The organism is Natrialba sp. SSL1, from assembly GCF_001861355.1.
In the GTDB taxonomy this organism is placed as follows: Archaea; Halobacteriota; Halobacteria; order Halobacteriales; family Natrialbaceae; genus Natrialba.
Genome location: NZ_MASN01000048.1, coordinates 1 through 25,477, shown reverse-complemented (window position 1 = coordinate 25,477; position 25,477 = coordinate 1). Strand labels below are relative to the sequence as shown.

The following is a 25,477-nucleotide window of genomic DNA, read 5'->3' as shown; positions in this document are numbered from 1 at the left end:
CAACGCCAGCTTTGGAACACTCTTTGATGCTTCTGGATGTGTCGACGAACTCCGGCTATTCAGGAAACGCGCAAGAGGCCGCAGAGGTGTTCTATGGCGGCATCGGTTACTCGAAAAAACGTCGTGGCTCTCTTAGCCTAGTCCGCGCTCACCGTGGAGTCGGAACTTTTGTCGGCACTCTCCGAAGCGTCTGGTCCTTCCTCATCATCAGTGACAAGGCTTATTCCCAGTTCGGCAGCGTGAGTTCCAGCATGGATACCGAAGTAGACCTTTCTGGTTCCGAGTGGATAACTCGGTCCGATGGCGATTTCGTTCTCAATGAACTCTCGGAGTTCTTTGATCGTTGGCTTGCTCTTTGCTTCTCCTAGAAGGCCCGGCGCGTACCGTTTCACGATGTTGAGGAGCTTTCGTCGGTTGTTGCTCAGGACCTCTGTGTTCCCACCAGGCATCGGATGCCCAACGATGACCGTGCCTTGGAACTTCTGGATCCAGCCCTCCTCATGGAGTCGGTTGCAGACGCGTCGGACGTAATCTGGCGTCGAGCCGATCTTATTGACGATTTCGTAGGCTCGGCAGGCCTCATTCGTGGCATTTAGTTCCTCGATAGTGCGTTCGGCGACTGTTTTCTTTGTCATTTGATGTCGCGAAGTGGCCACTTCCGAAAACCAAACAAGTAAGACAACGTCCAGTCTAGAACCAGCCGTCGCAAACCTGCGTGGTCTTCGGGGTTCCCCCTGTATGGCCGGGCAGGGGTAGTTGCGTCACCTGTGAGTGCTTTGGTTTGTGGAAGGATCGAGCACGCGCAGGTCACTAATCACCCGTTGAACCCGTATGATACCTATATTCTCTTGTCTAGGAGAACATACTCTAACCACTTAAAAGTACGCACGCGCGTGCGAATGTAAACAAGTTCAACTTGAAGCAGGTGAAACACCCGTAGGCTTACGCTAGAAGGTTGAACGAAGGGTGAGATTTCTTCGACCTTTGGCCCAAAAGTTGATAGTGGAATTTAGGATTTATATATGTGGATCAACCATCCGGAGGACTGATCATGGTTCTTTCTCAGACTCGGGGAACATGGTGGCAGTCTGAGCTGCTGGCACTTGTCTTTGAATCTGCCATCGGGGCTGAACCAGGCGTTGTCGTAGATGTCGATGGCGATCTCAGGTACCGCGAACGGGATACCGATCAGTGGTACGAGATCACCAATGATGGCCTCCAGAACTACCTCACGCAGCGAGGATAGCCCACACTCATGCCCCTCTCGGAAACTCCGCTCAGTCGCCCACAGTTCGCCGATAATCTGTTTGGCGATAGCGGGTCTCCTCCGAACAAGTGAACGGGGCTATTGGACTGAACGACCGTTCCCTACACGTACGAATTGAACGGCGAAGAGAATACATAGCAATACAGTTATTGTCATATAATGGCTGGGATGGATATTGACCTTGCACTTAAGCAGATAATTGGACTTATATTGATTTTGTCAATAGCAATAGGGTTTCTCTCTCATTTCTCTAGTGATTCCCTCGTATCTGGGGTTCTATACGGATTTCTAATGGCTGTTATTATCTTACTCTTTTACTGGTGGTCAGATATACTCGGCAATCCTGAATACGCGGGATGGCCGTTCAATAACAAGTAGTAGATAGCCAGTGCGCCCATTCTATCCCTCTACTGACCGATGGAGGGTGGTTACGACTAGAGGAGCTTTTCGAGACAAAACTTCAGGCTTGTCGCCGCAGTCTTCTGCTCAACCGTTGTGTCGCCCACACCGAAGTACGTCAAGTAGCTCCTGACGGTCACGTCCTCTCCGAGTTGCTGCTGCAGTACCCACTCGTAGGTCGCTAACTGCACCTGATAGCGTGGGGCATCGGTAATCGCTGCGAGTGCAACTTTCACGTCATCGACTGTCCACGACCCATCGGGATGCCGACACACGATATCGCCTTGACCACGAACCTCTATCTTGACGCCGTCTACCGTAATCACTCCTTCAAGCTTGGTCTCGCCGTACACGGCCTCTGCACGGTCCACACGTTCGCGGAGAGCAGACGTCGCAAACTGGGGGATGACGGTCTCGGCCAAGAACGAGTGCACTACCGCCCTGTCGCCGTCACTGAGATGCGCTGCGTACGTGTCGAGGCAATCCTCGAGGATCAACGCGACGGGGCCGCTAACCGTCTCGAGTTCTTTTGTCGTGACGTTTCGTGTCGCTATCCTCCTTACAAGGTCGTGAGTTAGCTGTCCGATCTGGTCTGGCCCGAGGGCATGATACGGGAGATCGATCTCGGGCGACGCCGAATCGGTGTGTAAGGCCTGTCCCATCAGATGGTCCAGTGCGTATCGCTCGGGGTCGTCCGAGAGCGGGTGGACGGTACTTGGCCTCACGAACCGTGGAAGCCACGATTCCGATGTCGATTCGAGCGGCGGAAGCCGTGGCGTTTCGACGGGATCCGAACCGATCGTCGTGGACTCAACCCAACCAACGTCGTTAACGGCGACCGCGAACGAGGCCTCCTCGGCGTCGTGTTCATCGGCGACCGTGTGGGTACCTCCTGGTGCACCATGTCCGACATCAAATGCATCGTGGAGGACACCAGCCCAGTGATCTCGAAGGTTCCAGTATTCTGGGTGCCACGTAGAGGGAAGCGGTACAACGAGGTGACTCTGAGCACGGCTCATAGCGACAAACAAAAGTCGCCACGATTCAGCACGTCGCTCGGCACACGCCCGCTGAAACAGCTCGGGTCCTGCCAGACTGTCGGGACCGTCAGACCCGTCGGTCGATGGTCGCCACCTCTCGAGAGTCCATCGAAGCCCGATATCATCGCCCGAATCTGCAAACGGGTTGTACAATCCGTTGTCGAACCCTGGAACATCAACACGTTCGATAGCACCGTTCCACGGAGGTGCGAGGCCGATCCTGTTGGTGGTCGTAATAAGACGGTCGGTTGTACGCTTGTATAGCCCAATAGAGCGTGCTGGATCTGCGAGGACGATCACCTCTTCCTGATCGCCTTTCATCTGGTGAACGGTTTTGAAGACGATGTCAACATCGTCGTCGACGAGCGGGCGGTCCGGACCATCATCGGGGTTCTCTATGAACGGCGACAACAGCTCCGTGAACTGCTCAAGGCTATATCGATCGTCGCCCTCCCACTCTTCAACCGTGGCCACGAACGCATCGAGGTTGGCCACTCGCTGTGCCCTTGTCGTGGCCATGTCACAGTCGAGCGGGTCAGCTTCCAAGCCAAGGGCATCGATAACGTCACGGGCGACGACAGCTACTGGATCAGCCCGCCGACGGGGGAGATCCGTCGCGAGCGCGTCCAGCCCCTCGAGAACACGTACAGTACCCTCTGGGAGTGGTTCGGTGCCGCCTTCAGTAGTCCTGGTTTCAGGTTCAGTTTCAATTCCACTTCCGGTTTCGTGTTCGAGTTCATCACCACCGTCACTGGCCGCCGAGCCGAGCGCTCTCGCTACATCCTCAATTGCCCAACCGTGGCGCTGAAAGGCCGATGATGCTGCCCTAAGTCCTTCATCGCCGTCTGAAAGCGGAGATGTAGTCACGAGCCGTTTGGTTCGCTCCGGATCGAACGGGTCGATGAGCCACTCCAGTACTGCGACTGCCATCCGGACGGCAGTTGTCTCGAATAGCGGAATCCGTTCGTTCCCGACAGAGAACCCACGTGATTCCAGTGCCTGCTCGTACGCACCCATGTACTTCGTCCGAGGAAAGAGGACTGTGATGGGTGGGGACGCTTTCTCCGCATCCGTCGTCTCCTCGTCGTCTATTTCGTCCGTCGAGTCAGATATCAAGGCGTCTGCGTCCGTATCCTGCTTCGCATTGGTATCATCCGTGGTAACGAATGTACCGTCCTCGACTCCCCCTGCAAGCACCCGCGCTACCGCTTGAGCTTCGTTCCCTTCTCCGGTTACCCAATCTTCGGTACCAGGGTACTCATTTTCTCGTCTCCGAAACTGTGCGACGTGGACGTTCGTCCGCTCGGTGCTAGAGCGTCTCGCCTGCAACGGCGAGAAGGTGATGTCGAGTTCCCCTAGGTTTCCGCGGTCTGGTTCCGGAAGTGTCTCCTCGGCGATGGCGTTGATCGCGGCGACGATGTCTGGCCGGGATCGGTAGTTCTGTCTCGCTTTCTCGTAGACGTGATGGTCCCAGTTGATCCCGAAGTACACGCCATCACGGATCGCCTGCTGGAAGCGTTTTGGGTGGGCGTTCCGCCAAACGTAGATGGACTGTTTCAGGTCCCCGGCCAGAAACAGCTTCATGTCTGATGCGACGAGTTCGGCCAGTGCCGTGTACTGAATCTCGGAGACGTCTTGAGCTTCGTCAACGATCACACTCTCGATCTGGTCCTGAAACCGCTCTCGGACTCGCTCCCGCCGGTCGTCGTCAACGTCGAGATCGTGGTCGTCGTCGGCAGTGAAGTACTCGGCAACCCAGTATGCACAGTCGACGTGCGCAATCACGCCTCGTTGGTGTGTTAGGTCGTCGTACCGCTCACGGTATGCACCTAGTAGTTCGCAGAACTTGTCGATCGCCGCGAGCCACTCGTTGTGCAGTTGCTCGTCGGCATCGGTCAAGGCTGTCATTTCGTCGGTTTCGAGGGAATCGACTTCGGCCGCCGCATCAGGGCCGCACGCCTGCTCGACCGCATCACGGATCGCAGCGGGTGAGCCTGCCTCTTGCTCGGCATAGACATTGTTGACAGTCGCGTAGAGGTTCGTCTGAAACTCCTCGATCGAGAGGTTCCGTTCGCGACAGGCCAACAACGCCTCTTCGAGCATCTCTCGTAGTGAGGAAACGTACTCCGAGACCTCTTGCGCATTGGAGTCAGGATACGCGACCTCGAGTTGATCGACGAGAGGGCCGTACTCGGGGTCATCGCCGAGTTCTTCGTAGCAGTCGATCCGGAGACGGGTTAACAGTGCCTTGTTGCCGACCGTTGGCATCCCATCGAAGCCGACGTCGGTGGCGATGGAGTCGAACACCGAGCGAAGAACACCATCGACCGTCCCGATGGACGCTCCCTGGCGTAATCGGCGTTCGATATTCCGGATCTCATCCGCTGACACTGTTTCGTTCGTCGGTATCTCGTCGCGATGGTACAGCGCCCACAGCCAGTCGACGATATCGGGGACAATATCTGCGGCGTCCTCCTTCGAGAAGGAGGTCGCAAGCAGCCGCCGCTCGGGTGTATGGTCGCCCGCCAGGTAATGTCGGTATAGTTGTGTGGCGGCGGCTTTGCCACTCGCCGTCGATTTTCCTGCACCTGGATGACTGCTCAGCACGAACAACCCGGAATCAACGCTCGGATCGCAGAATTCGTCGACGATGGTACTCTGCTGATCATCTAGTTTCGGAACATCTGGTGTTGGAACGGGGTCTCCCGTTGAATCCTCCGATTGAGAGTTCGTATCCGGATGGTCGGTCGTTTCGGTTGGCGCTGTGCTGTCGGGATCGACAGTGGAATCGGAATCGAATTCGGAGTCGTTTCCGGTCACGTTACTCACTCTCGTATTTGTCAGTCATCTCTCTTGCTTGACCGCTGTACCAATAGCCGCCGGGAGACTACCGGTGCTGATTAGCTGATCTGTGTCGTCGGGAGCGATTGTTCGTGTGGGGAGGACACGCAGGTACGGCGACATCGACTGTTCGACGCCGTCAGTATCGCGCCGATATCGCGTACAAACGAGCGCTTCGCTGGCAGCCGCCACCGTGTCCGCGAAAAAGTCGAGTTCTCGGCTTTCGGTCCAGCCTGATCGCGGTCGGAGCTGCCGCTCCGGTTTCGAAAGGCCGCGAAGTCGCTGCCTGATCGCTGCCGGGACGACGCTGTCGGGCGGCTGTGGCCACTCTCCGTCGACCAGGCCGACCGAGACGACGTACGGCAGTTCGAGTCCCCACACGTCGTTGGCCTCCATTACGTCAATCGCGTGTGCAGTCGGATGCTCGCGCCGTCCGGGGACGACCGTGGCCAACTGATCGAATAGGTCAGCGACCGACCTCCAAGACGGGTCGACGTAGCCAGCTTCGAGCCACTGTTCGTACTTGTCAGCGAGTTCCGGGACCATTCCGTCGTGTGCGTGCAACGAGCGGCCGTCGACGGTGAACTGAGTGCTATCCGGGTGAGCCCCCAGTCGGTCGACCGCTCTCACACTCTGGGCGACATCGAGCTTCGTGTCGTCATCGATTGCCTGTCGCTCCGGGAGTGCTCCGACGGCATAGGCGTCGAGTACCGGAAGCAGGGTTTGTCTGACGTCTGTCGGATTGGGCGTCCTCGCAACGTTGTCCAGCCAGCCGAGGTAGCTATCGAACTTCGATCCGCAACTGACCGTCTCACCAGCGATATCGTCGGCCTCCGTATCACCAGCTGCGGTCGCGAGATCGCCGAGTCGCTCTTGCCACTGCCCGATCCGATAAGACTCCTCAGCGGCGAGTCGGATACCGTCGCGAACGGTCGCGACTGGGACGGGCCATCCATTGGTTTCGACGGATTCGCCAAGCGGTATCGGTTTCTCGACGTCGATTTGTGGATCGACCCAGCCGTACTCGAGGGGCGAAAAGAGCGTCTCCGCAGTGACGGGAGTATCGGTTTCGCGGGCCTGCAGCAGGTCGCAGAGACTTTGCAGGAGCTGGTAGGGGATGGTTCGTTTCAGCCGAAGTGTCGTCCAGAACGTCGGGGTGACGCCATACCGGCGTCCCCCTCGCGTCAGGGGCTCTTCGTAATCGTCGATGTCCCGAACCACCACCGTCACGTCGCTCTCCGAGACTCCTTGATCGAGTAGCGCGGACACCAGTGCCATCGCAAGACGGGCTTCCGCTTCCCGTGTTTGAGCGACCGCCTCGAATGCTGGGACGGATACCCCGGAAACTGCCGCAGCGGGGGAAGGTTCACTCCTGGTCACAGTACGCCCTTCTTCGAGTTCGTCGGTAGACTCACACGCAAGGAGTTGCTCACAGATCTTCGGCCCGGTACCTCGGCGAAGATGCAGGTCGACGTCGACCCTGCCCTCGGTCGCCGTCGCGACCGTTGATATGAACTCCTCAACCGTCGCCGTGAGCATACTTATCCCTCCGACGGTCAGCGTCTCGACCGCGGGATACGCCTCCTCCCAGATCGCCGGCTTGTCGGTGAGTAAGTCCGTGGCGGTTCGCAGTAGTTCTGTATCTGAGACGGCAGAATCGGCTCGTTGTTGGAGTCGCTCTTGCAGCGTGTACAGTGCCGTGGCGAGGTCCCGGGCGTCCGTGCCCACGACGCCGCCGACATCGTCGGCGATCGATTCAAACGCCTCGAGTCGGTCAGGGTAAAATCCAGTCACCATCTCCAGGCTGGTCCGGGCCCGCTCGATCGTCTCGACGTGATCGGTGACTGGCGAGCCGACGACAGTCGAAAGCGCAGCCAGTGGGCTACTGTCGCTGTCGTCCTCGGACAGGATACGGCGAGTGTGCTCGAGCCGATCTATGCGGTCGAGTGACTCTACCGCAGGCTCCGCCTCGGTTGCGACGCGGGCGGTGCCGTTGATTTCACGAGCGACATCAACCAACCGAGCAAATAAAAAATCGCTCTGTGGCATTGCTTCCTCACGAAGACGTCGCTGTATGTTTCGTCGGTGAAGTTGGACAGGAGTCACAACCAACTGGGTGGCCTGCTCTCTGCGGATCGACTCGCGCCAGATTCGCTCTGATTCGCCGATGTAGATATCGAACGGCAGGTTAACCCTCTCAGCATATCCATCGGACTTTTCGGTGAGTGGGTTGGTACTTGTCATCGCTTCGGTGATACCGTTCCCCAACCGGCAATTGACATCAAGTTAGTCATAATATATGACTAGATTTAAAACTCATAATAAGGATAAGGTTTTCGGACAAAACCTGCGATTTGACACTCATTTCGCTTCTGATATTGGTCGTGGTCAGAGGCACCCCCTCTATCAGGAATATCAACGCGACTACAGTCTCCTATCACCAGATTTGATCTGACCTGCAAAAAGCATCTGACGCTCTTTCGTTGTCGAGGGTGCTGCCCTACACAATTAATATGAAGGATTCCGAATAGCTCTCTGTCTCCCTACTTGAGCCAGACAGGGCAGCCGTACGCTTCTTTGTAGCAGTACCGAGGTCAGGCTCTTTACGCTTGTTCGGACTCATCTTCTTGAGGTTGACCTGTTCCCGCTCACACTCAGTCGTGTGGCCGGCTCGTCCATCTGTCGGAAGGAATCAGTTGCCCTCAATCTCCAACTTCTGTGCCGGTTCGGAAACTCGTGAGTTCGTCGATGCGATCCTCGAGATCTTCGATCTCTTCGCGAAGTTCCTCCGCTCCGTCACCCTCGGTTGCGGCGAGTTGGTCTTTCAGTCCCTGGAGGCGCGTCTCTTTCACTTCTTCGTCGACGTCGGCCTTTCGAACGTACTCGCTTTCGTCGACCTCGTAGACATCGGATTCGGACAGTTCTGTGACCTCCAGGGCGTCATCGACCTTGCTGCGATCGACTCCCATCACTCGCTCGCGATTGATGCCTGCGTCTTCGAGCGTCTCGAGAACCTCGTCGTCGTCTTTGAGTGACCGATTTCGACGTGTCGTCCGTTGAACGGAGCCATAGGGGCCGCTGACAGGCCGATCGTGATGAAGCCGTCCCAGCAACACATCGGCGACCGTCTGGCGGAGGTCGTTCGCGTTGCGCTGGACGTCCGACAGTAGCGTATAGAGGTTGACGAGCGTCTCTGTCTCCAGTTCTTCAGGGGCTGTTACATCGTAGCGCTCGAGTGCGTCAACGAGGAGGAGCGTATCAGCGTAAACATCCAGATCCGGTTCGGTACGGTCGTTGGACGCTGGGGTCGAGTCAGCATCAACTTGGGAACTGGTAGTCGGCTCGTCGGTTTCGATGATCACGCCGGCGTCTTCGTTGATCTCGAAGCGGGGGTGGAGGCTGAGTACCGCAGGGTATGGATCCCCATCGGGCGGGAGGCGATCGAGATTGAATCGTCCGTCGCTGCCTTTGATCCGCTGGAACAGTGTCTCGAACTGTTCTCGTTGGAGAGGTTGTTTCTCGTTGCTCTCGGCGAATTCGATGATGACACGGTGCTCTTGGATGTCGCCGATCTGGAACCGTTTGTGTGACAACGGTGTGATGACCTCTGAATCGTTGGGGAGGGCTTCGAGTTCCTCGAGAAGCGTGTGCCAGCTGACGGTGAACGGCATATCCAGTGATAACGGAGACCGACCGTAAAACACTGATCCGCGAGACGTAATTGATTCAGAGCCGGATTAGAGTGGCAGATGATTTTGAATGGTTTTCAATAATCCTAAGTATGAATTCAAGACTGAAATTACGAGTCTACTCACGTCTTCATCGGATGATATAGTAGTTACTGGCTCTGCTAACCACGATGAAGGATACGCACCGCTTGGTCCGATGCAAGTAACCGAGTTGGAAGACACACTGGATGACGAAGTGGTTGAAGAGTTCACCGCAGACCTAAGGGTTGATGGTGACTCGGAAGAGTCTGTCACGCTTGTCGAGGACGGTGAAGAAGTGTACGACGAAATCGACCACGAACTTGTGGACGAGGACAGTAACGTGCAGTTCTCCGACCCAGCTGATCCAACCATCGTAAGCGACGAGGACGAAGTCTCCATGGTCTACAATGTAGAGATCGACGAATCAGAGATTGACGACCGGACTGAGGACTACACCCTTGGAACTGCAAACGTTGTACAGCACGCTGTAGGAGACCAATTGTTCGACGTAACACTCAACATCCCAGCAGAAGCAGAATAAAAACCGTTCCTATTTTCTTTTTCTTCTTTCTTTACGAATTTTTAATCGTTTCCGAATCCGTCGAGCTGTGATTCTACACGCTCGAATTCGTCTTTTGCCCTGTCAAAAGCAAGGCTTCCTCTCTGCTCTGGAGCTTTGTATTTGAAATACTTCTCTCGCACTGCATCTTTGATATCTTTGGGTTCGTCAGAATCCCAGACCAGCCTGTAATCACGTTCAGTATCAAATTCTTCTCCCTCTTCCTGTAGTATATCTGCGTCACACGCTAACTGAAGTATCTCCCGTATTTTCGTATCCAGTACTTCATCCAGTTCGTCTCGGTTTTCGCCTAACTGGATCTTATCCCTATATACGCTGATAAAGTTGGATTTGTTGAACTCATCAGGATGGTCGTTGCTGCCAATCTGGTTGAGGAGGATCTGTAGGAAGACATCTCCAAGTGGGAAGATAGGATGGGAGGTGAGTGAAAACCTGATATCATCATTGTCTACTAAGGTGTAATCCAACCCGTCAACAGCTACTTCGTGAAGATCAGGGTGCTCTATATTCCCGTCATGATGCTTAACAATCTGATCCTCGTCATCTTGATCCTCTGATCCAGGTAGTTCGCTTTCCATCAATTTCCACACAGCATAGTTGTCCGGCGTTGTCCCCAGCTTCAAAACGTCCATATCCACGTCCATCAAATCCCGGTCACGTGTTATAGTAAGGTATTGGACGGTTTTCAGATCAAGACCTTCACAATCCAGATGGTTTTTCAAAGCCGTACGGTTCCCCTCTGATTGGAGGACGGACTCAACCTTGTTGATATTGGAACGCCACTTGTCATAGTTTTCTCCTCCTATCTCACAGCACACAAAACAGAGATGTACGCTTCGAACCTGCTTCTTCGCTAAAAGTATCTCCGCACTCTCTTGTCCAAACTCATAAAGAGGATTAATAATCGTGGTCTCGAAACCGCTGTCGCTTCCTTCAGCACTTCCGTTCGGAGAAAAGGCGTCGACAATCGCTCTGAAAAGCCTGTGTTCCGGTTCTCCGTTACGTTCAAAACGTGTTTTGACACTTGCCTTCGCCCGATCCTCATCGATCTCGCTGTATTTCTCGTCGAACAGGTCTTCAAAATCGCTTTTGTCCCCACGACCCAGAGTGTTGATCCAGTCCTCGTCGTCAAAATAGTACGGGTCCTTCATGCGACTTTACGTGCTCGGCAGTCAGAATCGAAGTGGTCACTGATGAAGTTGAAGATCCGGACCGACTGATCTACGTCCGTAAGTTCTCTGGGGAAAACACGTATGGAGTCGTCTTTGGTTTTGAGAATTGTGCGCTCGTATCGGTTCTCATCGATCAACTCTGCTTCGAAGCTCGGGACTTCCGGATATGCATTAAATTCAGAGACCCCAAACTCCCAGAAGTCGTCGTCCATGTGTTCTTTGAAGTTTTCTAATGCCGAGCTTTTGATCCCGTCTTCTACTTCAATCGCCCATGGTGAGCTTACGTGTACTTCTTTGTCGTCGAAGAAGGAACTGGTGACTTCCCCGTAACCACCTGTATTGGAGCAGTCTACAATGTTTTCTGCTCTGTTGATTTGTTGCTGTAGGTAGTTCCAGAGTTCCATGATGCTTCCGGACTTGTGGACGAATACGCCTTCTTGTTTCACCCGGAATTTGAAACGGTTCGGGTGTTCGAAGGTCATTATCCGGGGTAGAATCCCGTAATTGAACCTCATTTCACGGTATGTTTCAAGCCCGTCATCCGCTCGATACCATAGAGATCTATCCGTATCCGGGCGGCGTCGAGCATCAATGTTCGAGTCAGGGGTTCTTTTGGCGCTAAAGAATGGGATCACCAGGTCATCGTATTTCGAAACAATGTCTTTCCGTATCTCGTCTATCTGACGTTGTGAAAGGAGCAGGCGTCCAACATCGTGCTTGTTCTGCAGGAACTTTCCTATTGTCGGCGGGATCTGATCTGTCCTGTTGGCTTTGGTGAAGATAATCGGGAATTTTTCATCCATGTAGACATAGTGGTAGACCCGTTCATCCTCGACAGTGGTTGTAAGAAGGTATAGGTCACCGGTTGAATCGATTTTATCAAAGACAGCTGTGATAGAGTCTGCAAAGTCTTTTTTCGATGGTAGGTTGTTGACCGCACCGATTATGTTGAACTCTCCCGGTTTCGTGCCAATGTTGTAATCCTCTTCAAGATATTGAATAAAGCTGTCTACAGATGCGAACTCGGTTTCCATTGCGTCCAAGAAGTCGGATTCTGTGGTCATGGCCATCCCTCATTGACCTTCCTAAGCAAAGAAAAGCTGCAAGCGGGTGAGATCAGGTTCATACGTTGAATCACTGTCTAATAGCGGAAAGTTCTTATGCTACTCAATTTCGGTGAACTCTGATGATTCAATAATATCTGTTCTCATCTCGGAAATCTCGTTGATTGAGTCATGGAGGTCTTCTTGATCAGCATGAGATGTTTTCCCGTCTTCGCGGATATCGTTGATTATGGACTTGTACCGGAGCACCTTGGAGTAGAATCTGACCACGGGTTCCAGTTCGTTTTTTCCCAGTATGCCTTTGAGCAAGCCGATTTTCCCAGCGTTTGACTCGTAAACAACGGTGGGTATGGTTCCAGCAGCTGGGACATCGTCCGGTTGTATTTGACGTCCCGGAGGAGGGTCTATCCGATCCATCTGATCAGCGCATTCTTCCAGTCCTTCCATCTGCTTTACCTCGGTGAGTAAAGCGCGTCTCAGCTTCTTTCGCTCCCAGGATTGCCGTGCAGCATACACGATCATTGCAGAAGCAAATGAAACTACGACACCAACGACAGCAGTATCAGGAATAGCTTCGATAAAACCGGTTACTGCTTCTAAGAACCCTGAGATAGCCATGACACCGTTGAGTGGCATTGACAGGTTATTCTGGTGGAGGGTTCATGAAATGTTCGGCGGTCAACATCCATGACCAAGGGGGAGGAAAGAGGTTAGCAGCTGGGTTGCTCGAGTAGATTATCGTCTTCTGTGTCGTTGGGTTCTGCTCGAACGTATTTCGTACCTACCCGTTCTACTGCTTCAAGATATGTTCTGCTGCCGTCATGCTTTATGTAGAACTCGTCGCCTTCGTCTTCGATCCGGTCATGGATACGTGCTGGAGTGTACGTGTTGGTACCTCCGTCCGTGTTTGGAATACCGATTGTGGTGATACAACGGCAGTCGCTGTAACTGGACGAGTCATCTACGTTAACGCACTCAACCGGGTAAGTCCCCATACCTTCACCAATTATAGTCAGTTGTGAAATCACTTTCGGACAACAAAAAACAATTCTACTTCGAAATTTCGAACCGGTACACGTTGTATTCGTTGCCGCCGTGTTTCTTATGTTCCCAGTCATCTAGTTCCGCTTCTTCAACGTGTTGCCTCCAATGAGTATGCAAATTCCTCACCGTCTCTTCACCCATGTAAATACCGTCCTTCTCAGCCACTTCCTCGATCTTTGACGCCAGATTAATTGTTTCACCGAACAAGCTGAGTTCCTCCTTCACACCCGGCGCTCCTATTGGCACAATATCTGCTTCTCCAGAGTCCATACCAATCCGGAAATGAATCGACGGTAACCCGTGTGACTCGAAAACCGGGTTTATCCCATTCTGTATCAGCATTTTCATTGAAGACGCACAATCTAACGAGTTATCGTGCATACCAACGAAATTAGGATCTGGGAAGTAGGCTACCACTCTGTCACCTTGGAAATCCAGGACATGACCACGGAACTTCTCCACTATTAGCGACATCTCTCGGAAGAACACTTGGATGAAATCTCTCCAGTCCTCTCTTGTCAACTTTTCACGTAAACGAGTAGACCCCACGATATCGATACAGAGGATAACGAACCGGGAATCGTTTTCTTCCTCTAACTCCTCTAAAAAGTCTTGAGAAACGTCTTCCCACTCAAAATCTCCGTTCTCATCCGAGTCACCATCCTGTAGGAACCGCTCAATCTCTTCTCGTCTTTGCTCTATATACTCTGCTGTATCCTCAATTTCTGGAGGCGATGCTAAGAACGGTTCACCATTCATCTGCTCAAGAAGATCTTCCACCATCGAATCAGAATAGTACACTTCATCCAACCGGTCGAAGTAACCTTCGAAATCATCCCTCTCCACCCGCTTATACCGTTCAGGGTCAGGAACGAACTCCACCTCAAACACAACATAATCACCTTCTTTTCTACGTCCAACTGGCTTCATAACAAAATCCATCCGGCGGTGAACCTCTAGTGGTTCTTCCTCATCTCGGCCCATATCCTTTCTAACAGGGTAAAAGGTCTAAAATACCTGGTTTGAGAACACCTCTTTCAGAGAAAGAGAGAGGATTGCTTGTATGTTACCAGACTCAGACGAGATTGAAGAACGGGTACAGGACCGGGTTGAAACAGTAGAGGAACGACTGGATCACATCCCCTCCGGTTACAAGATGCCGGATCTGGAGGATATGACGATCAGTAGCGCTAAGAAGTTCGATCTTGGTATCGTATTCATCGATATCAACGATTTCACAGCCTATTCCAGCCGGAACGATGAGTGGGATGTCTTGTTCATGTTGAACGTGTTCCTCCCGGAGATTATGGAAGCGGTCAGAAACCATGACGGGTATTTCGAGAAAAATACTGGTGACGGGATTCTTGCGTACTTTGGAGCAGGAGATTCGGACGAGGATGCTGTAGAAACTGTTTTTGACTACGTTGCTACTGTAAAGTATATTCTTGCGAACCATGTGAACCCGGTGCTTGAGGAGAAAGGTGTTGAGACAATCTCAATCAGCGCCGGAGCAACGTACGGAACAACCCACATCTCTCGTGTAGGAGTTCACAGTCTGAACCGGTTGAGCGCAGTAAGCGCTTCTGCGAATATCGCGTCAAAGCTTGAGTCTGCTTCCGGGAAGAATGAGTACTACTTCGGGGAAGGGTTAGTGAAGCACGCAGAAGACAGTGGCTGGACCGAGTACGTTAATGATCTGGGACAGTTCGAGGACTATGTTTGGACAAGTTCAGACGACCCGTATCATCACTACAACTTTAAAGGGGTCTGGACGGGAACCGAGACATCAAACCTGACATGACTGACTTCAATAACGTGGAACTGGCTAAAGTGATCCACGAACATCTGAACACGTATATTTCTTCAGCAGATCAGAAGGCTTCCATCCTGTTAACTGCTCAGCTGGCGTTTCTGGGTTTGATCGCAAACGTGTTCATGGACTTATGGGAGTTGGATGGGACCGTTCTGCAAGTTCTTCTCGTTGCTACTGTTGGAGCAAACCTTGCAGCAATGGTGTTCTCTGGTTTGGTAGTGCTACCACGAACACCGTCAGAGAAGGAGATCTATCTGTACTGGGGGAATATCGTTGACAAAGAGGTTGATGAGTTCACGGAGGATGTGAAGGATTTCGACGAGACTGGTTCTTTTGACCAATTGGTGAAGGAGGACTACTATTTGGCGAAGGTTGCTGATAAGAAATACCAGAACCTGTTCATCACTATTTCCTTGACTGGTTTCACAGTCGTTCTGGCTTGTCTAACAGGCGGTGCAGCACTGATGCTGTAATCCTTGATCCAGGTGATTTCGACGTAGGCAGAAGGGGGTTTTCTTTAAAAATCTCTTCTGTGGTTTAGTATATTATGCGAACCGTTTCTATAAAATCTGTTATGTCCTGGTGTTCCGGTTTTGTGGAGAAAGGAGAGGGTGGTCGTTGTGCTCCAATCCAGTGATGATGTGAAAATCCGTAATTCTGAGTTTGCGAGTCTACTCACGTCTTCAGCGGGAGATAGAACCAGATTTCGACAGAAACAGACTGTAACACTCAGAGAATAGATCAAGCAACCCGAAAACACACTGGTATCACCTGAACTATGGTGTAGACCTAGCTATGTTCTTTCTGCAAGCACTGAATGGAGACTCAGAGCACTGACTCTCACTCAGTTTCGGTTCTGTGTTCGAACAGAAGGGTACATGAAACCGTCAGCTATCCTCTTCGATAAAGATCGGATGAAACGTATCTGAAAGGGTCAGTAGTTCATCCACGATTGCATCAACATAGGAATCAAAGGCACTGTCTCTGGTTACGTCTTCATGACCCACTTTCTTCGGTCCAATATTCACTTTTCGGTCGAAACGCCATCCGTAATCGGGAACCAGTTCCGTATGCTCTGAAGCTATCGATTTCAGTGATTCACGCTCAGCGTCTGTGAGCTCGTCTAGGCTTTTGATCTGTAAGCGGACAGTCGTCCGGCCCATATCACCGATCTCGTCGACAAAGACATCGTACCGGATAGCATCGTGATGCTCTGGATGCGTTGATTTGAACGAAGTACGTTTGTTGTATCCCGCGCACTCAGGATCTCGTTCGAGGCAAAGTGAGTGCCTCGGGGCTTGGCCCCGGTGCGGTTCACCGGAACTGCTGCACAGGTGTTGTCTGACCGAAGAAAACCGAAGGAAACGATGCACCGAGATCACGTGTCGGAGTTGTAGATATCGGGGCTGTCATCGCCTTCGACGTCGATGACTGCGAGAGCGCCCTTGTGGACCACTCGCGAGAGCGCGTGGTCAACGATCTTCACGGGACCGGGAACCTTCATCTCTAGTTCACCCATGGTGACCGTACCGGGAGCGACAGGCGTCGTTTCGACGTTCTGTGCTGGCTCGCTCAGGAGGTCACCATCACGGTAGAGTCGGCTGAAGACGTTCCCGATCGGGTGCACGGCGCTGTGGAGGTTCGGACCACCATTGGCAAAGTACAGGCGAACCGTCTCGCCGACTTCGGCGTGCATTGGCCCTTGCGTCCCATCCTCGGTGATCCCGTACGCTTCTCCGTTGAAGACGACGTACGTTGGGTCTTCCGCGGCCCCAGCGTCGTAGTCGTATGAGTGATGACCTTCTTCACCGGTGTCGCCGTCGGTGTAGAGTTCGTGCTGTCCGAGATAGAGCTCTCGGTCGACCTCGGGAAGGCCGTCCTTGGGCTCGACAAGGATGGCTCCGAACATCCCCGCACTAATGTGGTAGTCCATGTCGGGGACGGCACAGTGGTAGATGTGGGCACCCGCAAAGTCCATCTTTGCCGAGAGCATCGCTTCCTCGTCGCCGGGAGCGAGCGTCGTGTGTTCGGCTCCGCCACCGGGTCCGTACACCGCGTGGAAGTCGATGTTGTGCGCGTGCATGTTCGACTCCCCGGGTACCCGGAACGTGAGGTTGATCGTGTCTCCCTCGCGAACGCGAATCATCGGACCGGGAACCTGCCCTTCGAACGTCATGAAATGGAAGGTGACTCCCGGTTCGATTTCGGCGACGTGTTCCGTACACTCGATGGTGATGTCGTGTTCGCGTGGCTCGTCCCAGTCGACCGGTGGTGGAATGTCCGTTGGGTCGGCTGCGACGGAGTCCATGTCGACCGGTTCGGCGGCGGGAAGCCCCTCGTTGTCGTCAGCAGGCGACTCGTTGTCCTCGTCAGTGGGGTTTTCGTTGGCTATGCAGCCTGCAACTGCAGTGACGCCCGTTGCGCCCAGTACCTGCAGCATGCGTCGTCGGTGAAGGTTGGTTGGTCGAGTCATCATCGTTCACAGTTAGTATAAGGAGTACAAGGAATATATATGTGGTAAACCACTCCCGACTATCAGGAATGTGTTTTAATCTACCCACGATACCGCGGGGGGTTTTTATACCAACTGACAAAGATACGCATCAAGGGCCGCTGGAATATGGATTACTACAATATATTCGCCCGTCAACCGGTTCTGAATGCGTAACCGCAGTATCGAATTGGAAGTACCCCTCCTCCTACGGGAACGCTCACGACCTACCGTGGGACTGTCGGAAAATATCAAACGACCTCCTCAAAAATCAGGCTATGGGATGGATTACCCCAAAAGATATCGAAGCCATGGGTTCGAACGAACGATATCCGTTTGTTCGAGGATGCCATCAATTCCGAAAATGCGCCCGGCACCCCATGCTGCCAACCCGAATAAGAGCAGCATATAGACAAACGAGCTATCGATGAAGTATCCATTGTCCACGGGGAATCCAGCTGCGAGGCCACCTTGCCAGGCTGCAGTCCAAAAGAACAGCATTTGGACAGAACCCATTAGCGCGGCGAATCTGAAGAAAATTCCCGCAAGCAGTGCAAGTCCGATCAGTATCTGTCCAAACACGACGAGCGGGTCAACGACTGCGGCAAACTCACTGAACCACAGAAAAAGCCCGCTGAGTGGGTTTGCTTCCGGAACAGCATTGTTTAGATACCCTGCAGATGACCAGGCTACCGGATCACCGAATCCACCTTCAGCCAATTTCTCAATACCTGCCTGGAGGAAGACCCAGGCCATAACAAGTCGCAATCCGACGATCGAGTACGCAACCCACGTGTCCGAATAGTTGAATGAAACGCTTCGACCAGCAAAGGACGACTCGAGTGTCCGTTCTGATGGTTGTCGTTGTGCAGCCATATTATGATCTCCTTTCAAGAACTATGACTAAATGTAGTTAAACCTTCTTGAGACTCTACTCAGTAGTGCCACCTATTCGGATCGACGATCGCGAACCAGCGATCGATTCCAGCCACAGTCAGTAGACACACAAAAAACCGCTCACGTCAAATCTGTTGCATAGTACATGTCTGCGTTCCCACTAGCATGTAATTCGAGATATAATCTATAGGGGGTCCCGCCCAAGTAATACGTATGGCAAACACTCCAACAGCAGACGACCGTGTTCGTGAAGAGGCCAAACCGGTCACAGACCAGATTCACGAGCAGTCGTGGTCGGCTAACCTCGAACACCCCGAACACGCCGACGACCGTGAGTTAGTCGTCGATCAGGCGATCAATGCCATCGAGCATACAGCGTCCGGCTACCACGTGAATTTGGTCACCCACGAGGCACACGGTCATCCCTCCGAGTACCTCTACGACGAACTTGCGGAGGCTTTCGATACAGCCGAACTCGAGTGGGAGCACGTCGACCAGTGTGGGTGCGGCGGCCACGTCGTGCGTGTCCATGTCCACTAGCGGCGCATCGAACGGGGACGAATTTCAGTTATTGCCTCACTGTTCTGTCGGAGAGAGCGTCTCCCAGTCTTGGACTTCGCCGCCATGCTTGTCAGCGAACGCCGTCGCATCGTCCCGAAGTCACGCGGTGGGGTTCACCGCCTCGAGAACCTCGTCACGGTGTGTAAACCATGTCACGACGCCGTTCACTCGAGGAATGCGGTGGCTCCGACGGCGATTACGGACGCTGAAGCCGAACCCTCGACGCTCGCTGAAGTGCTTGCCGGGATCAAGTCTGCGAAAACGGCCTTCCGCCGATGGAAGCGGATGTACCGGAAGGTCTCGCGATTTGGCCCATGAATAACGATGTCTCTCTCTTCGACCTTGGTAGAGAACTCAGAGAACCCGACTTCCCGTCATAGCTCTACCTTGTGACCAGAAACACTTAAGGGAGAATTGGGTCCCAGAGCTTGGTCAAATACGACGTGTTTTTGAAATAGAACCTCTGAATCAGAGATAGGGTTTCACCCTAGTGTCAGAGGCACGCCAATTGGTGTATTCCCTAGTCCCTGTCACCCTGTTTTGCAGTTCGAAGGAGGCGTCATAGACCGCTTTTCATGGATTTAATTTCGACCGATTCAGGAACATAGCACGGACAGTACAGGGAGAACGGTTACACAAGTAGCTCCAGATACCCATGTTATCTGCCAAAAGCCCCCTGATGAATAGAGAGATTCAATACAGCAGTGGGCCACTGTTGATTTCACATCGTTATTCATGAACTAACTGCGCTATAGCTGTGTGAACTGACCGGTCGAGATGCTACCAGATGAGAATGATATTCACACTGGTATGCAAGATGGAAGGCGCGTATTGAGTAAGGTTCTACGACCAGTTCCTGCCTCTTGTGAGGTCGTGGATAGAACAGGATCATGAACGGGCAACACGGGGGCCCCTTGTTTGGAGTGAGTTCCTCAAAGGTCCTAAGATGGGTGTTCTCCAACCACTGTTCCCGATCAGTAGTAAACACACGAATTAGCCGTAGCCAACTGCCCCGCCCACGGTGGAGCGGGGGATCCGCCTCGCCACCTATAAAGGCGGCTAAAAGACTAACCTCACGTAAACTCTCTATCTAGCTTTAGCAGTGTCTATATGCATTATACTGTCTTTCCCCCTCATGTCTATCTTGCCCTTTCCATTAATTATATAATAGTTTTCTAGACTAGTAGTAGAAGGAGGCTCGACACGAAACTTGGTTTTCTAACAACCTTTTCGGTTGTGGTTCTACAGTTCCTCCTCAATGTCCTCCAGGTGTTCGGCTGGAAATTTCCACGTAATACGGCGGTGTTGTGCCCAATGGCACTCACTCCAAACTGGGGGTGGGGGAGCCCCATCGACATATTCAGTCTCGTCTGATCGGACTATCTTGCTACCATCTCTTGTTAACTAGTTCCTAATCTGGGAAGGTATTCTATTTATATTGAATCCCTGAAAGGCTCACTCCAAACGAGGGGTGGGGGCAACCGGCTCGCTTTCGACGGGTTTTGCTTAATCAAGGACGCAGGCCACAAGCAACGTCAACCGAAAACCCATCAGAAAAGTTATCTTCTCACTCCAAACCGGGGGTGGGGCATCATCAGGTTCTACTCACTCCAAACCGGGGGTGTGATGATGGATGAATAATCCAGTGATATTACAGCTATCAGCCGATTCTACATGCGAACTCACTCAAAACTGGGCCTCGGTAGTTTTATTGGACTCACCTCACACTCCAGCATATGGACAACACAGATCAAGAAGGGTTCTCCGTGGACCAGGTCATCGGGAACTCCCCACGGATCTTCAGAAACAAGTCTCTCGTTTCAGTTGGAACTGTCCCCGACGAAGACCGGATCGTCGGGCGGCAAGAAGAAATCACCAACGTCGTACTCAGCCTCGAGGACGTGATCTACAATGACGTCCCGGACAACCTACAAATCTACGGTAAGACTGGGACTGGGAAGAGTCTCGTCTCCCGTCACGTCTCCTCCAAGATCGCTGAACGTGCCGTAGAGAACAACGTCCATGCGACAAGTGTCTACGTCGACTGCAACAGCAACAACACCATCACTCGGGCCTCACGCGCGCTGTATTTCTCTATTTTTGACGAACTCGACGAGAAGTATGGCATTGCAGACCAGTCCAGTACTACCCAACCGCCGAAGCGTGGGGTTGGGTGGAAAACGTACACTGAGGAGTTGTGGGGAATCGTCGACGAACATTACGATGGCCTCATCATCATCCTTGATGAGATCGACCTGCTTGAAGACTTCAACAAGCTGCTCCACGCACTCTCCCGTGCTCGTGAGAACGACGAGATAGATACTTACATCTCCATCGTCCTCATTTCAAACAAAACTACCCAGTTCAAGAGCGACGTCAACCAACGTGTCAATAGTTCTATGGGCGGGTCTGAATTCGTGTTCTCTGCCTACGATGCTGGTCAGCTTGAGGATATCCTCGAGAACCGTCGCGATGCCTTCGAGAAGGGCGTCCTTGGACCGAACGCGATTCCGACAGCTGCAGAACTCGCTGCTGACGAACACGGTGACGCTCGGAAAGCGATTGAACTCCTGAACAAGGCCGGGATGATGGCTCGCCGGAATATGGACAAGACAGTAACTGAAACCCACGTGAAGGAGGCCCGTGACTTGGTCGAAGCCGACCTTCTCTCAAAAAGCATCAGCACGCTCCCCGATCAGGCGAAGCTCGTCCTCTACACACTCGCCAAGAAGCTTGACGGGAGGACATCGAGTGTCTCTACATCCCAAGTATATGAGCGGTACCAGACAGTCGCGAAGGACGTTGAATCGAACATCCTCGGCTATCAGCGGGTCTCTGACCTGCTTGATGAACTCGAATTTCTCGGTGTGACTATCAGCGAGCGGAAGGGACGCGGCGACCGGCAGGGAATCAAGAAGGACCACGAACTGAACCACAAACCGACAATCGTCCTTGCAGCGACTCTTGCTGAAGACCGCCGCCTCCAGAAACTCGAAAGCGTTTCCTCCCCCGAAGATATCCTACAGTGACATCCTCCGCGCCCTGAAGGGCGCGGCTTCCCGTCCCACTGCCCTTGACAAGTGCCAGTCGAGGTTGTTGGAGGGATAGCTACTGTTGAGAACGATCACAAGAACCTTCTCGCCGTAATCTCTCGTCGCTCGAGGCTCCAATTCGGACGCCGCCTAGTGATTCACCAGAGCCAAAAATTCGAGTCTGTGTTTATCACCGCGTAATTGTAACCTGAGTGGAGATCCTACTCTGTATCCTCAGTCGACTCTAGTTCGCTCGCGTCGAGTTCTTCATTGAGGTACGCTTCTCCTTCTTCAGTGATTCCGTAGAGGCCACGAGAGATCCGATCGAGCAATCCATATTCGGCAAGCACAGGGCATCTATTTCGGGCATGACCAGCACTAGGACCATCGAGATCTTCGATTGCTGTCGGAGTTAAATTTCCATACTCGCGAACGAGTTCAAGAATTTTATCGTCCGATGGAACCATCCACTCAGCTTCCTGGCGCATCTCATTCAAGGTATCGGGAGCCATGTACATACGAATACTGATTATGAGTCTCTTATGACTAACTGTCCTCAGGTAGTTGTCTAAAGCTGTCCAACACTGATTACTCGTCAGTAAATTATATTAGTATCCAGCGTCAAGTGGCTATTGACCTGACCCTTCTGGATAACAAACGTTCAGCGTGCTGGAGACACGCTGGGTCGGGTCACCCTTAGCACGAGATTTCCGACCATGCGAAACGAACGCTCGAGGGGCAATGAATATTGCCCCGCAGACGATGGTACAGCTGGCCGATCAACTGGCCATGGAAACACTACGCAGAAAACGCCCCCGCGTCAGACCGCGGGTGCATGGACGAGAGACCGTACACCCCAGGTTCGCCCATCCGTACAGTTCCCCGCAGAAACACCTAAACGCAGCGCCACACGCGACGAGGAAGAGATTATCGTCGCTGGTGATGACGCAGTTCTCTTCGAGCCCAGAGGTGACGGGGAATGAGCCTCGACGAGACAGAAAACACACCGTCCGAACACGACACCACCCCGTCGAAATACGTCGTCCCAACGGGCAACGGCTACCGTGGTATCTACACCGTCAGTGACGACCGAACGGTCATGATTTCGACGGCTGCTGTTAGCGCACAGGACTGGGAGAATTCCACTGTCCACGCCATCAGCCACGAGGACGGCGTCGCGATCGTCCCGCCGTCCGAGACCACCGATCCACTCGTCGAGTACACACTGTGTACACGATACGATGGCGCTCGAATCGCGGCTGGGCCCGATGTTACCGGCGAACTCGAGGTCGACCCTGACGACGACATCCGGGTCTACGATCTCACAACCACCGATGGCCGAGACGGCCTCCTGCTGGTCGACGCCGACGACGACCCACGCATCGCGACCGACGGTGGCCACGATACCGACCACGCCCTCAAACTCGTCCTCGAGTATACGACAATCAACGGCCGCCGGCAACGGATCACGATCGTCCCGGATACTGGCGGTGAAGCCTGGCGCATCACCCACGAAATCCGCAACAGCGAATGGCGAGAAACTGGCCGAGAACCGATTTCGGAACTGACGATTGATCTCAGCAACGCCAACGAACGCCGCCACACAGTGGCTGAACTACTGAGCGAACGGGGTGCGAATCGATGACTAACCATCGGGGGCCCTCACCAATTCGAGCACCGCCCGGACCAAGCATCGAAGAAGACGATGGAAAGGGCGAACTCGAGAACGAAGGGCTGTTGAGAGCAATCTGCTCCAAACCAGGTGTTGATCATCTGGTTCCCGACGAGGATGAAAGTGATGGGGAATTCTACGACAACCTCTTTTCGGACGTCGATGCCGACCCACCGATACCACTGGAGGAACAGGATGACGACTAAACCACCAACTCACGAGTCCCGACACTCTCACCTCCAGAGGGGCGAAGCGCTACCACAGTCAACGGCCACCGTCGTCGAACCCACGGTACCAGGCGACTTCGAACGACACACCTACGCCACGGAGGTGAGCCGATGAGCGACGACCTCGACGACTATATTGCGACTCTCGAGGAGATCGACACCAAGATCCACCACCTGCTCAGGGACCTCGAAGACGGTAATGACCTCGATGTTAGCCTCCAGGTGAACGCGATCCAGACACTCCGGAACGCCCGCTCACAGATCGATCCCATCCTTCTTGCCTTTCGCCAACAGCAAGACTCCCGAACTACGGCCGACTCGGATGCAATCACCCTCCAGTGGACGCCCACTGGCGCTCCGCCGCGACGGCTTATTATCGAACCTGCGACTGGAGACGAGGGATGGTCCCACCGGATACTCGAGTGGGATGGGGCAGGCTGGCGACCACGCAACCGGAGCGATATCGAAGACGTCGCAGTACGCGCCCCGACTGAATCAGACCACCCATCTCCGACCGATCCACCGCGACTCGAGACACTCCGGGCAAAACTTCACGAGAAGTCAAGTCATCCAGATCCACTGGCACTCGTCTTCGAGGCGACGACTACGACGGAAGTGGCCGTCGTTGTAGCCGTTGATGGCGAACTCCGATACCGACAACACGGTGATTCTCAGTGGTGCCAGATCACCGAGGACGAACTCACTCGGCAGCTCAAGCAACAGGGCCAACCCACGCTCCAGCCACTCTCAGAGACCCAATTCAACCGAGAGCACTTCATGGACAGCCTTCACAACGGCTCTGAATCAACCACGGGGCCATAATGACCTGTCACCTACCGCGTACGGTTCTGGCCACGAACACCGCGCTCAGTTCGATGAGTGCTCTCGTCCAGAAACCCACACACGGAGGGACCGATGCCTGAAGAACTGAGCATCCAGTGGGAGCCACGCGATGGCCCACCCCGGAAACTCACCTTCGAGCCAACCGAAGAGGGCTGGCATCGGCGAACCGAGATCTGGGACGGACAGGAGTGGCACGAACAAGACGTCGATGTCGTCACCGAACCCTCCGTCTATGCCCCCGACCGCGCCACGAAGACAGAACAGACACCGCCAACGCTCCCATCACTCCTGGATGGACCGCACCTGACATGGGGTGACGATGACCCTGAGGTTCTTGTCTTCGACAGACTGGGTAGTCCGATCGCGATTGGCACACCTGCTGGCATCCTGCGGTACTACAGCCACCAACTCCCAACAGCCCAGCCGATCACCAAACAAGAGATTCGAACGCTGATTCGGACGTTCGGGTTGCCGACGGTCACACCACTCGCTCAGACGCCGTATACACGCGAGGATTTCTCGAGGGGTGATTTCGATGTCTGCTGATCACTTCACGCCAGCCCATCACGACTATGGTCGGAAAAAACTCCTCGTGATTCCCCCAGAGACGATGGTTACTCTGGGCTGGACACACGAGACCGAGACAGACACGAGCTACGCCAGGGGACGAGTGTGTGCATACGACCACCGCGTTCGGACCCGCACTGTCGACACTGACGATGATACGTTGGTCCTGACAGCGCCACCTTCGGAGTCAGTATTCGTCTCAAAAGTCACGACAACGGGACTGGTTTCGCTCGGGGAATTAGAGACGATTTCGGTTA

At 53.5% G+C, this 25,477-nt stretch carries 23 protein-coding genes and 1 pseudogene; 11 read left to right on the top strand and 13 right to left on the bottom strand.

Features of this window, described 5'->3' with window-relative positions:
- Positions 1-137: 137 nt before the first annotated feature.
- The 4 genes from BBD46_RS16610 to BBD46_RS16585 all read right to left on the bottom strand — a co-directional run bounded on the left by BBD46_RS16610 (position 138) and on the right by BBD46_RS16585 (position 9,218).
- Positions 138-635 carry a hypothetical protein gene (locus tag BBD46_RS16610; RefSeq protein ID WP_071402805.1) on the bottom strand — a complete coding sequence of 166 codons (498 nt, stop codon included), beginning with the start codon at positions 633-635 and terminating at the stop codon, positions 138-140.
- A 1,066-nt stretch (positions 636-1,701) separates the two neighbouring features.
- Positions 1,702-5,526: a UvrD-helicase domain-containing protein gene (locus BBD46_RS16595; protein WP_071402802.1), complete on the bottom strand. Its 3,825-nt coding sequence runs from the start codon at positions 5,524-5,526 to the stop codon at positions 1,702-1,704.
- Between the two features lie 24 nt (positions 5,527-5,550).
- On the bottom strand, positions 5,551-7,596 hold the full coding sequence (locus BBD46_RS16590; RefSeq protein ID WP_139173660.1) for a hypothetical protein: 2,046 nt from the start codon (positions 7,594-7,596) through the stop codon (positions 5,551-5,553).
- A 653-nt stretch (positions 7,597-8,249) separates the two neighbouring features.
- Positions 8,250-9,218 (bottom strand): DUF2800 domain-containing protein, encoded by a 969-nt coding sequence (locus BBD46_RS16585; RefSeq protein WP_071402800.1) that lies wholly within the window; start codon positions 9,216-9,218, stop codon positions 8,250-8,252.
- Positions 9,219-9,306: 88 nt separating this feature from the next.
- Between BBD46_RS16585 and BBD46_RS16580 the strand changes: the two genes are divergently transcribed.
- Positions 9,307-9,798 carry a hypothetical protein gene (locus BBD46_RS16580; protein WP_139173658.1) on the top strand — a complete coding sequence of 164 codons (492 nt, stop codon included), beginning with the start codon at positions 9,307-9,309 and terminating at the stop codon, positions 9,796-9,798.
- Between the two features lie 41 nt (positions 9,799-9,839).
- Here the strand turns inward: BBD46_RS16580 and BBD46_RS16575 are convergent, their stop codons facing one another.
- From BBD46_RS16575 to BBD46_RS16560, 5 genes are all read right to left on the bottom strand, one after another.
- Positions 9,840-10,988, bottom strand: a complete 1,149-nt coding sequence (locus BBD46_RS16575) for a hypothetical protein (protein ID WP_071402798.1) — start codon at positions 10,986-10,988, stop codon at positions 9,840-9,842.
- The gene (locus tag BBD46_RS16570; RefSeq protein WP_071402862.1) at positions 10,985-12,073 is read right to left on the bottom strand and encodes a hypothetical protein; all 1,089 of its coding nucleotides are present in this window, start codon (positions 12,071-12,073) and stop codon (positions 10,985-10,987) included. The genes BBD46_RS16575 and BBD46_RS16570 overlap by 4 nt, the downstream gene beginning before the upstream one ends.
- A gap of 99 nt (positions 12,074-12,172) precedes the next feature.
- Complete coding sequence (locus BBD46_RS16565) at positions 12,173-12,709, bottom strand: hypothetical protein (protein ID WP_139173656.1); 537 nt, start codon at positions 12,707-12,709, stop codon at positions 12,173-12,175.
- 74 nt (positions 12,710-12,783) lie between these two features.
- The gene (locus tag BBD46_RS23565) at positions 12,784-13,068 is read right to left on the bottom strand and encodes a DUF3892 domain-containing protein (protein ID WP_171908233.1); all 285 of its coding nucleotides are present in this window, start codon (positions 13,066-13,068) and stop codon (positions 12,784-12,786) included.
- A gap of 55 nt (positions 13,069-13,123) precedes the next feature.
- Positions 13,124-14,101, bottom strand: coding sequence for an adenylate/guanylate cyclase domain-containing protein (locus tag BBD46_RS16560; RefSeq protein ID WP_071402796.1), 978 nt, complete (start codon positions 14,099-14,101; stop codon positions 13,124-13,126).
- A 79-nt stretch (positions 14,102-14,180) separates the two neighbouring features.
- Between BBD46_RS16560 and BBD46_RS16555 the strand changes: the two genes are divergently transcribed.
- Together BBD46_RS16555 and BBD46_RS16550 are read left to right on the top strand one after the other, a co-directional pair.
- Complete coding sequence (locus BBD46_RS16555) at positions 14,181-14,918, top strand: adenylate/guanylate cyclase domain-containing protein (RefSeq protein WP_071402795.1); 738 nt, start codon at positions 14,181-14,183, stop codon at positions 14,916-14,918.
- Positions 14,915-15,403 carry a Pycsar system effector family protein gene (locus BBD46_RS16550; protein ID WP_071402794.1) on the top strand — a complete coding sequence of 163 codons (489 nt, stop codon included), beginning with the start codon at positions 14,915-14,917 and terminating at the stop codon, positions 15,401-15,403. Before BBD46_RS16555 ends, BBD46_RS16550 begins: the two co-directional genes overlap by 4 nt.
- 414 nt (positions 15,404-15,817) lie before the next feature.
- Here the strand turns inward: BBD46_RS16550 and BBD46_RS16545 are convergent, their stop codons facing one another.
- The 3 genes from BBD46_RS16545 to BBD46_RS16535 all read right to left on the bottom strand — a co-directional run bounded on the left by BBD46_RS16545 (position 15,818) and on the right by BBD46_RS16535 (position 18,297).
- Positions 15,818-16,093 (bottom strand): hypothetical protein, encoded by a 276-nt coding sequence (locus BBD46_RS16545; protein WP_071402793.1) that lies wholly within the window; start codon positions 16,091-16,093, stop codon positions 15,818-15,820.
- Between the two features lie 215 nt (positions 16,094-16,308).
- Positions 16,309-17,370 carry a copper-containing nitrite reductase gene (gene nirK, locus BBD46_RS16540; protein WP_253184586.1) on the bottom strand — a complete coding sequence of 354 codons (1,062 nt, stop codon included), beginning with the start codon at positions 17,368-17,370 and terminating at the stop codon, positions 16,309-16,311.
- Positions 17,371-17,709: 339 nt separating this feature from the next.
- Positions 17,710-18,297 (bottom strand): DoxX family protein, encoded by a 588-nt coding sequence (locus BBD46_RS16535; protein WP_071402791.1) that lies wholly within the window; start codon positions 18,295-18,297, stop codon positions 17,710-17,712.
- 234 nt (positions 18,298-18,531) lie between these two features.
- On the opposite strand from BBD46_RS16535, the gene BBD46_RS16530 reads away from it, so the two are divergent.
- The 3 genes from BBD46_RS16530 (at position 18,532) to BBD46_RS16520 (ending at position 21,908) form a co-directional block, all read left to right on the top strand.
- On the top strand, positions 18,532-18,858 hold the full coding sequence (locus BBD46_RS16530) for a CGCGG family rSAM-modified RiPP protein (RefSeq protein WP_071402790.1): 327 nt from the start codon (positions 18,532-18,534) through the stop codon (positions 18,856-18,858).
- A gap of 84 nt (positions 18,859-18,942) precedes the next feature.
- The gene (locus BBD46_RS16525; RefSeq protein WP_071402789.1) at positions 18,943-19,197 is read left to right on the top strand and encodes an HNH endonuclease signature motif containing protein; all 255 of its coding nucleotides are present in this window, start codon (positions 18,943-18,945) and stop codon (positions 19,195-19,197) included.
- 1,418 nt (positions 19,198-20,615) lie between these two features.
- Positions 20,616-21,908 (top strand): Cdc6/Cdc18 family protein, encoded by a 1,293-nt coding sequence (locus tag BBD46_RS16520; protein ID WP_071402788.1) that lies wholly within the window; start codon positions 20,616-20,618, stop codon positions 21,906-21,908.
- Positions 21,909-22,132: 224 nt separating this feature from the next.
- On the opposite strand, the gene BBD46_RS16515 is transcribed toward BBD46_RS16520, so the two are convergent.
- Positions 22,133-22,399 carry a PhiH1 repressor gene (locus tag BBD46_RS16515; protein ID WP_171908238.1) on the bottom strand — a complete coding sequence of 89 codons (267 nt, stop codon included), beginning with the start codon at positions 22,397-22,399 and terminating at the stop codon, positions 22,133-22,135.
- A 491-nt stretch (positions 22,400-22,890) separates the two neighbouring features.
- On the opposite strand from BBD46_RS16515, the gene BBD46_RS22960 reads away from it, so the two are divergent.
- The 5 genes and pseudogenes from BBD46_RS22960 to BBD46_RS22950 form a co-directional block, all read left to right on the top strand.
- Positions 22,891-23,556, top strand: coding sequence for a hypothetical protein (locus tag BBD46_RS22960; RefSeq protein ID WP_071402787.1), 666 nt, complete (start codon positions 22,891-22,893; stop codon positions 23,554-23,556).
- Positions 23,553-23,789, top strand: a complete 237-nt coding sequence (locus tag BBD46_RS16505; protein ID WP_071402786.1) for a hypothetical protein — start codon at positions 23,553-23,555, stop codon at positions 23,787-23,789. The genes BBD46_RS22960 and BBD46_RS16505 overlap by 4 nt, the downstream gene beginning before the upstream one ends.
- 132 nt (positions 23,790-23,921) lie before the next feature.
- Positions 23,922-24,632 (top strand): hypothetical protein, encoded by a 711-nt coding sequence (locus BBD46_RS22955; protein ID WP_071402785.1) that lies wholly within the window; start codon positions 23,922-23,924, stop codon positions 24,630-24,632.
- Between the two features lie 93 nt (positions 24,633-24,725).
- A complete protein-coding gene (locus tag BBD46_RS16495; RefSeq protein WP_071402784.1) occupies positions 24,726-25,199 on the top strand; it encodes a hypothetical protein in 474 nt (157 codons plus the stop codon).
- Positions 25,189-25,477: pseudogene (locus BBD46_RS22950) on the top strand (hypothetical protein); the annotation flags it as partial. The gene BBD46_RS16495 and the pseudogene BBD46_RS22950, both read left to right, overlap by 11 nt.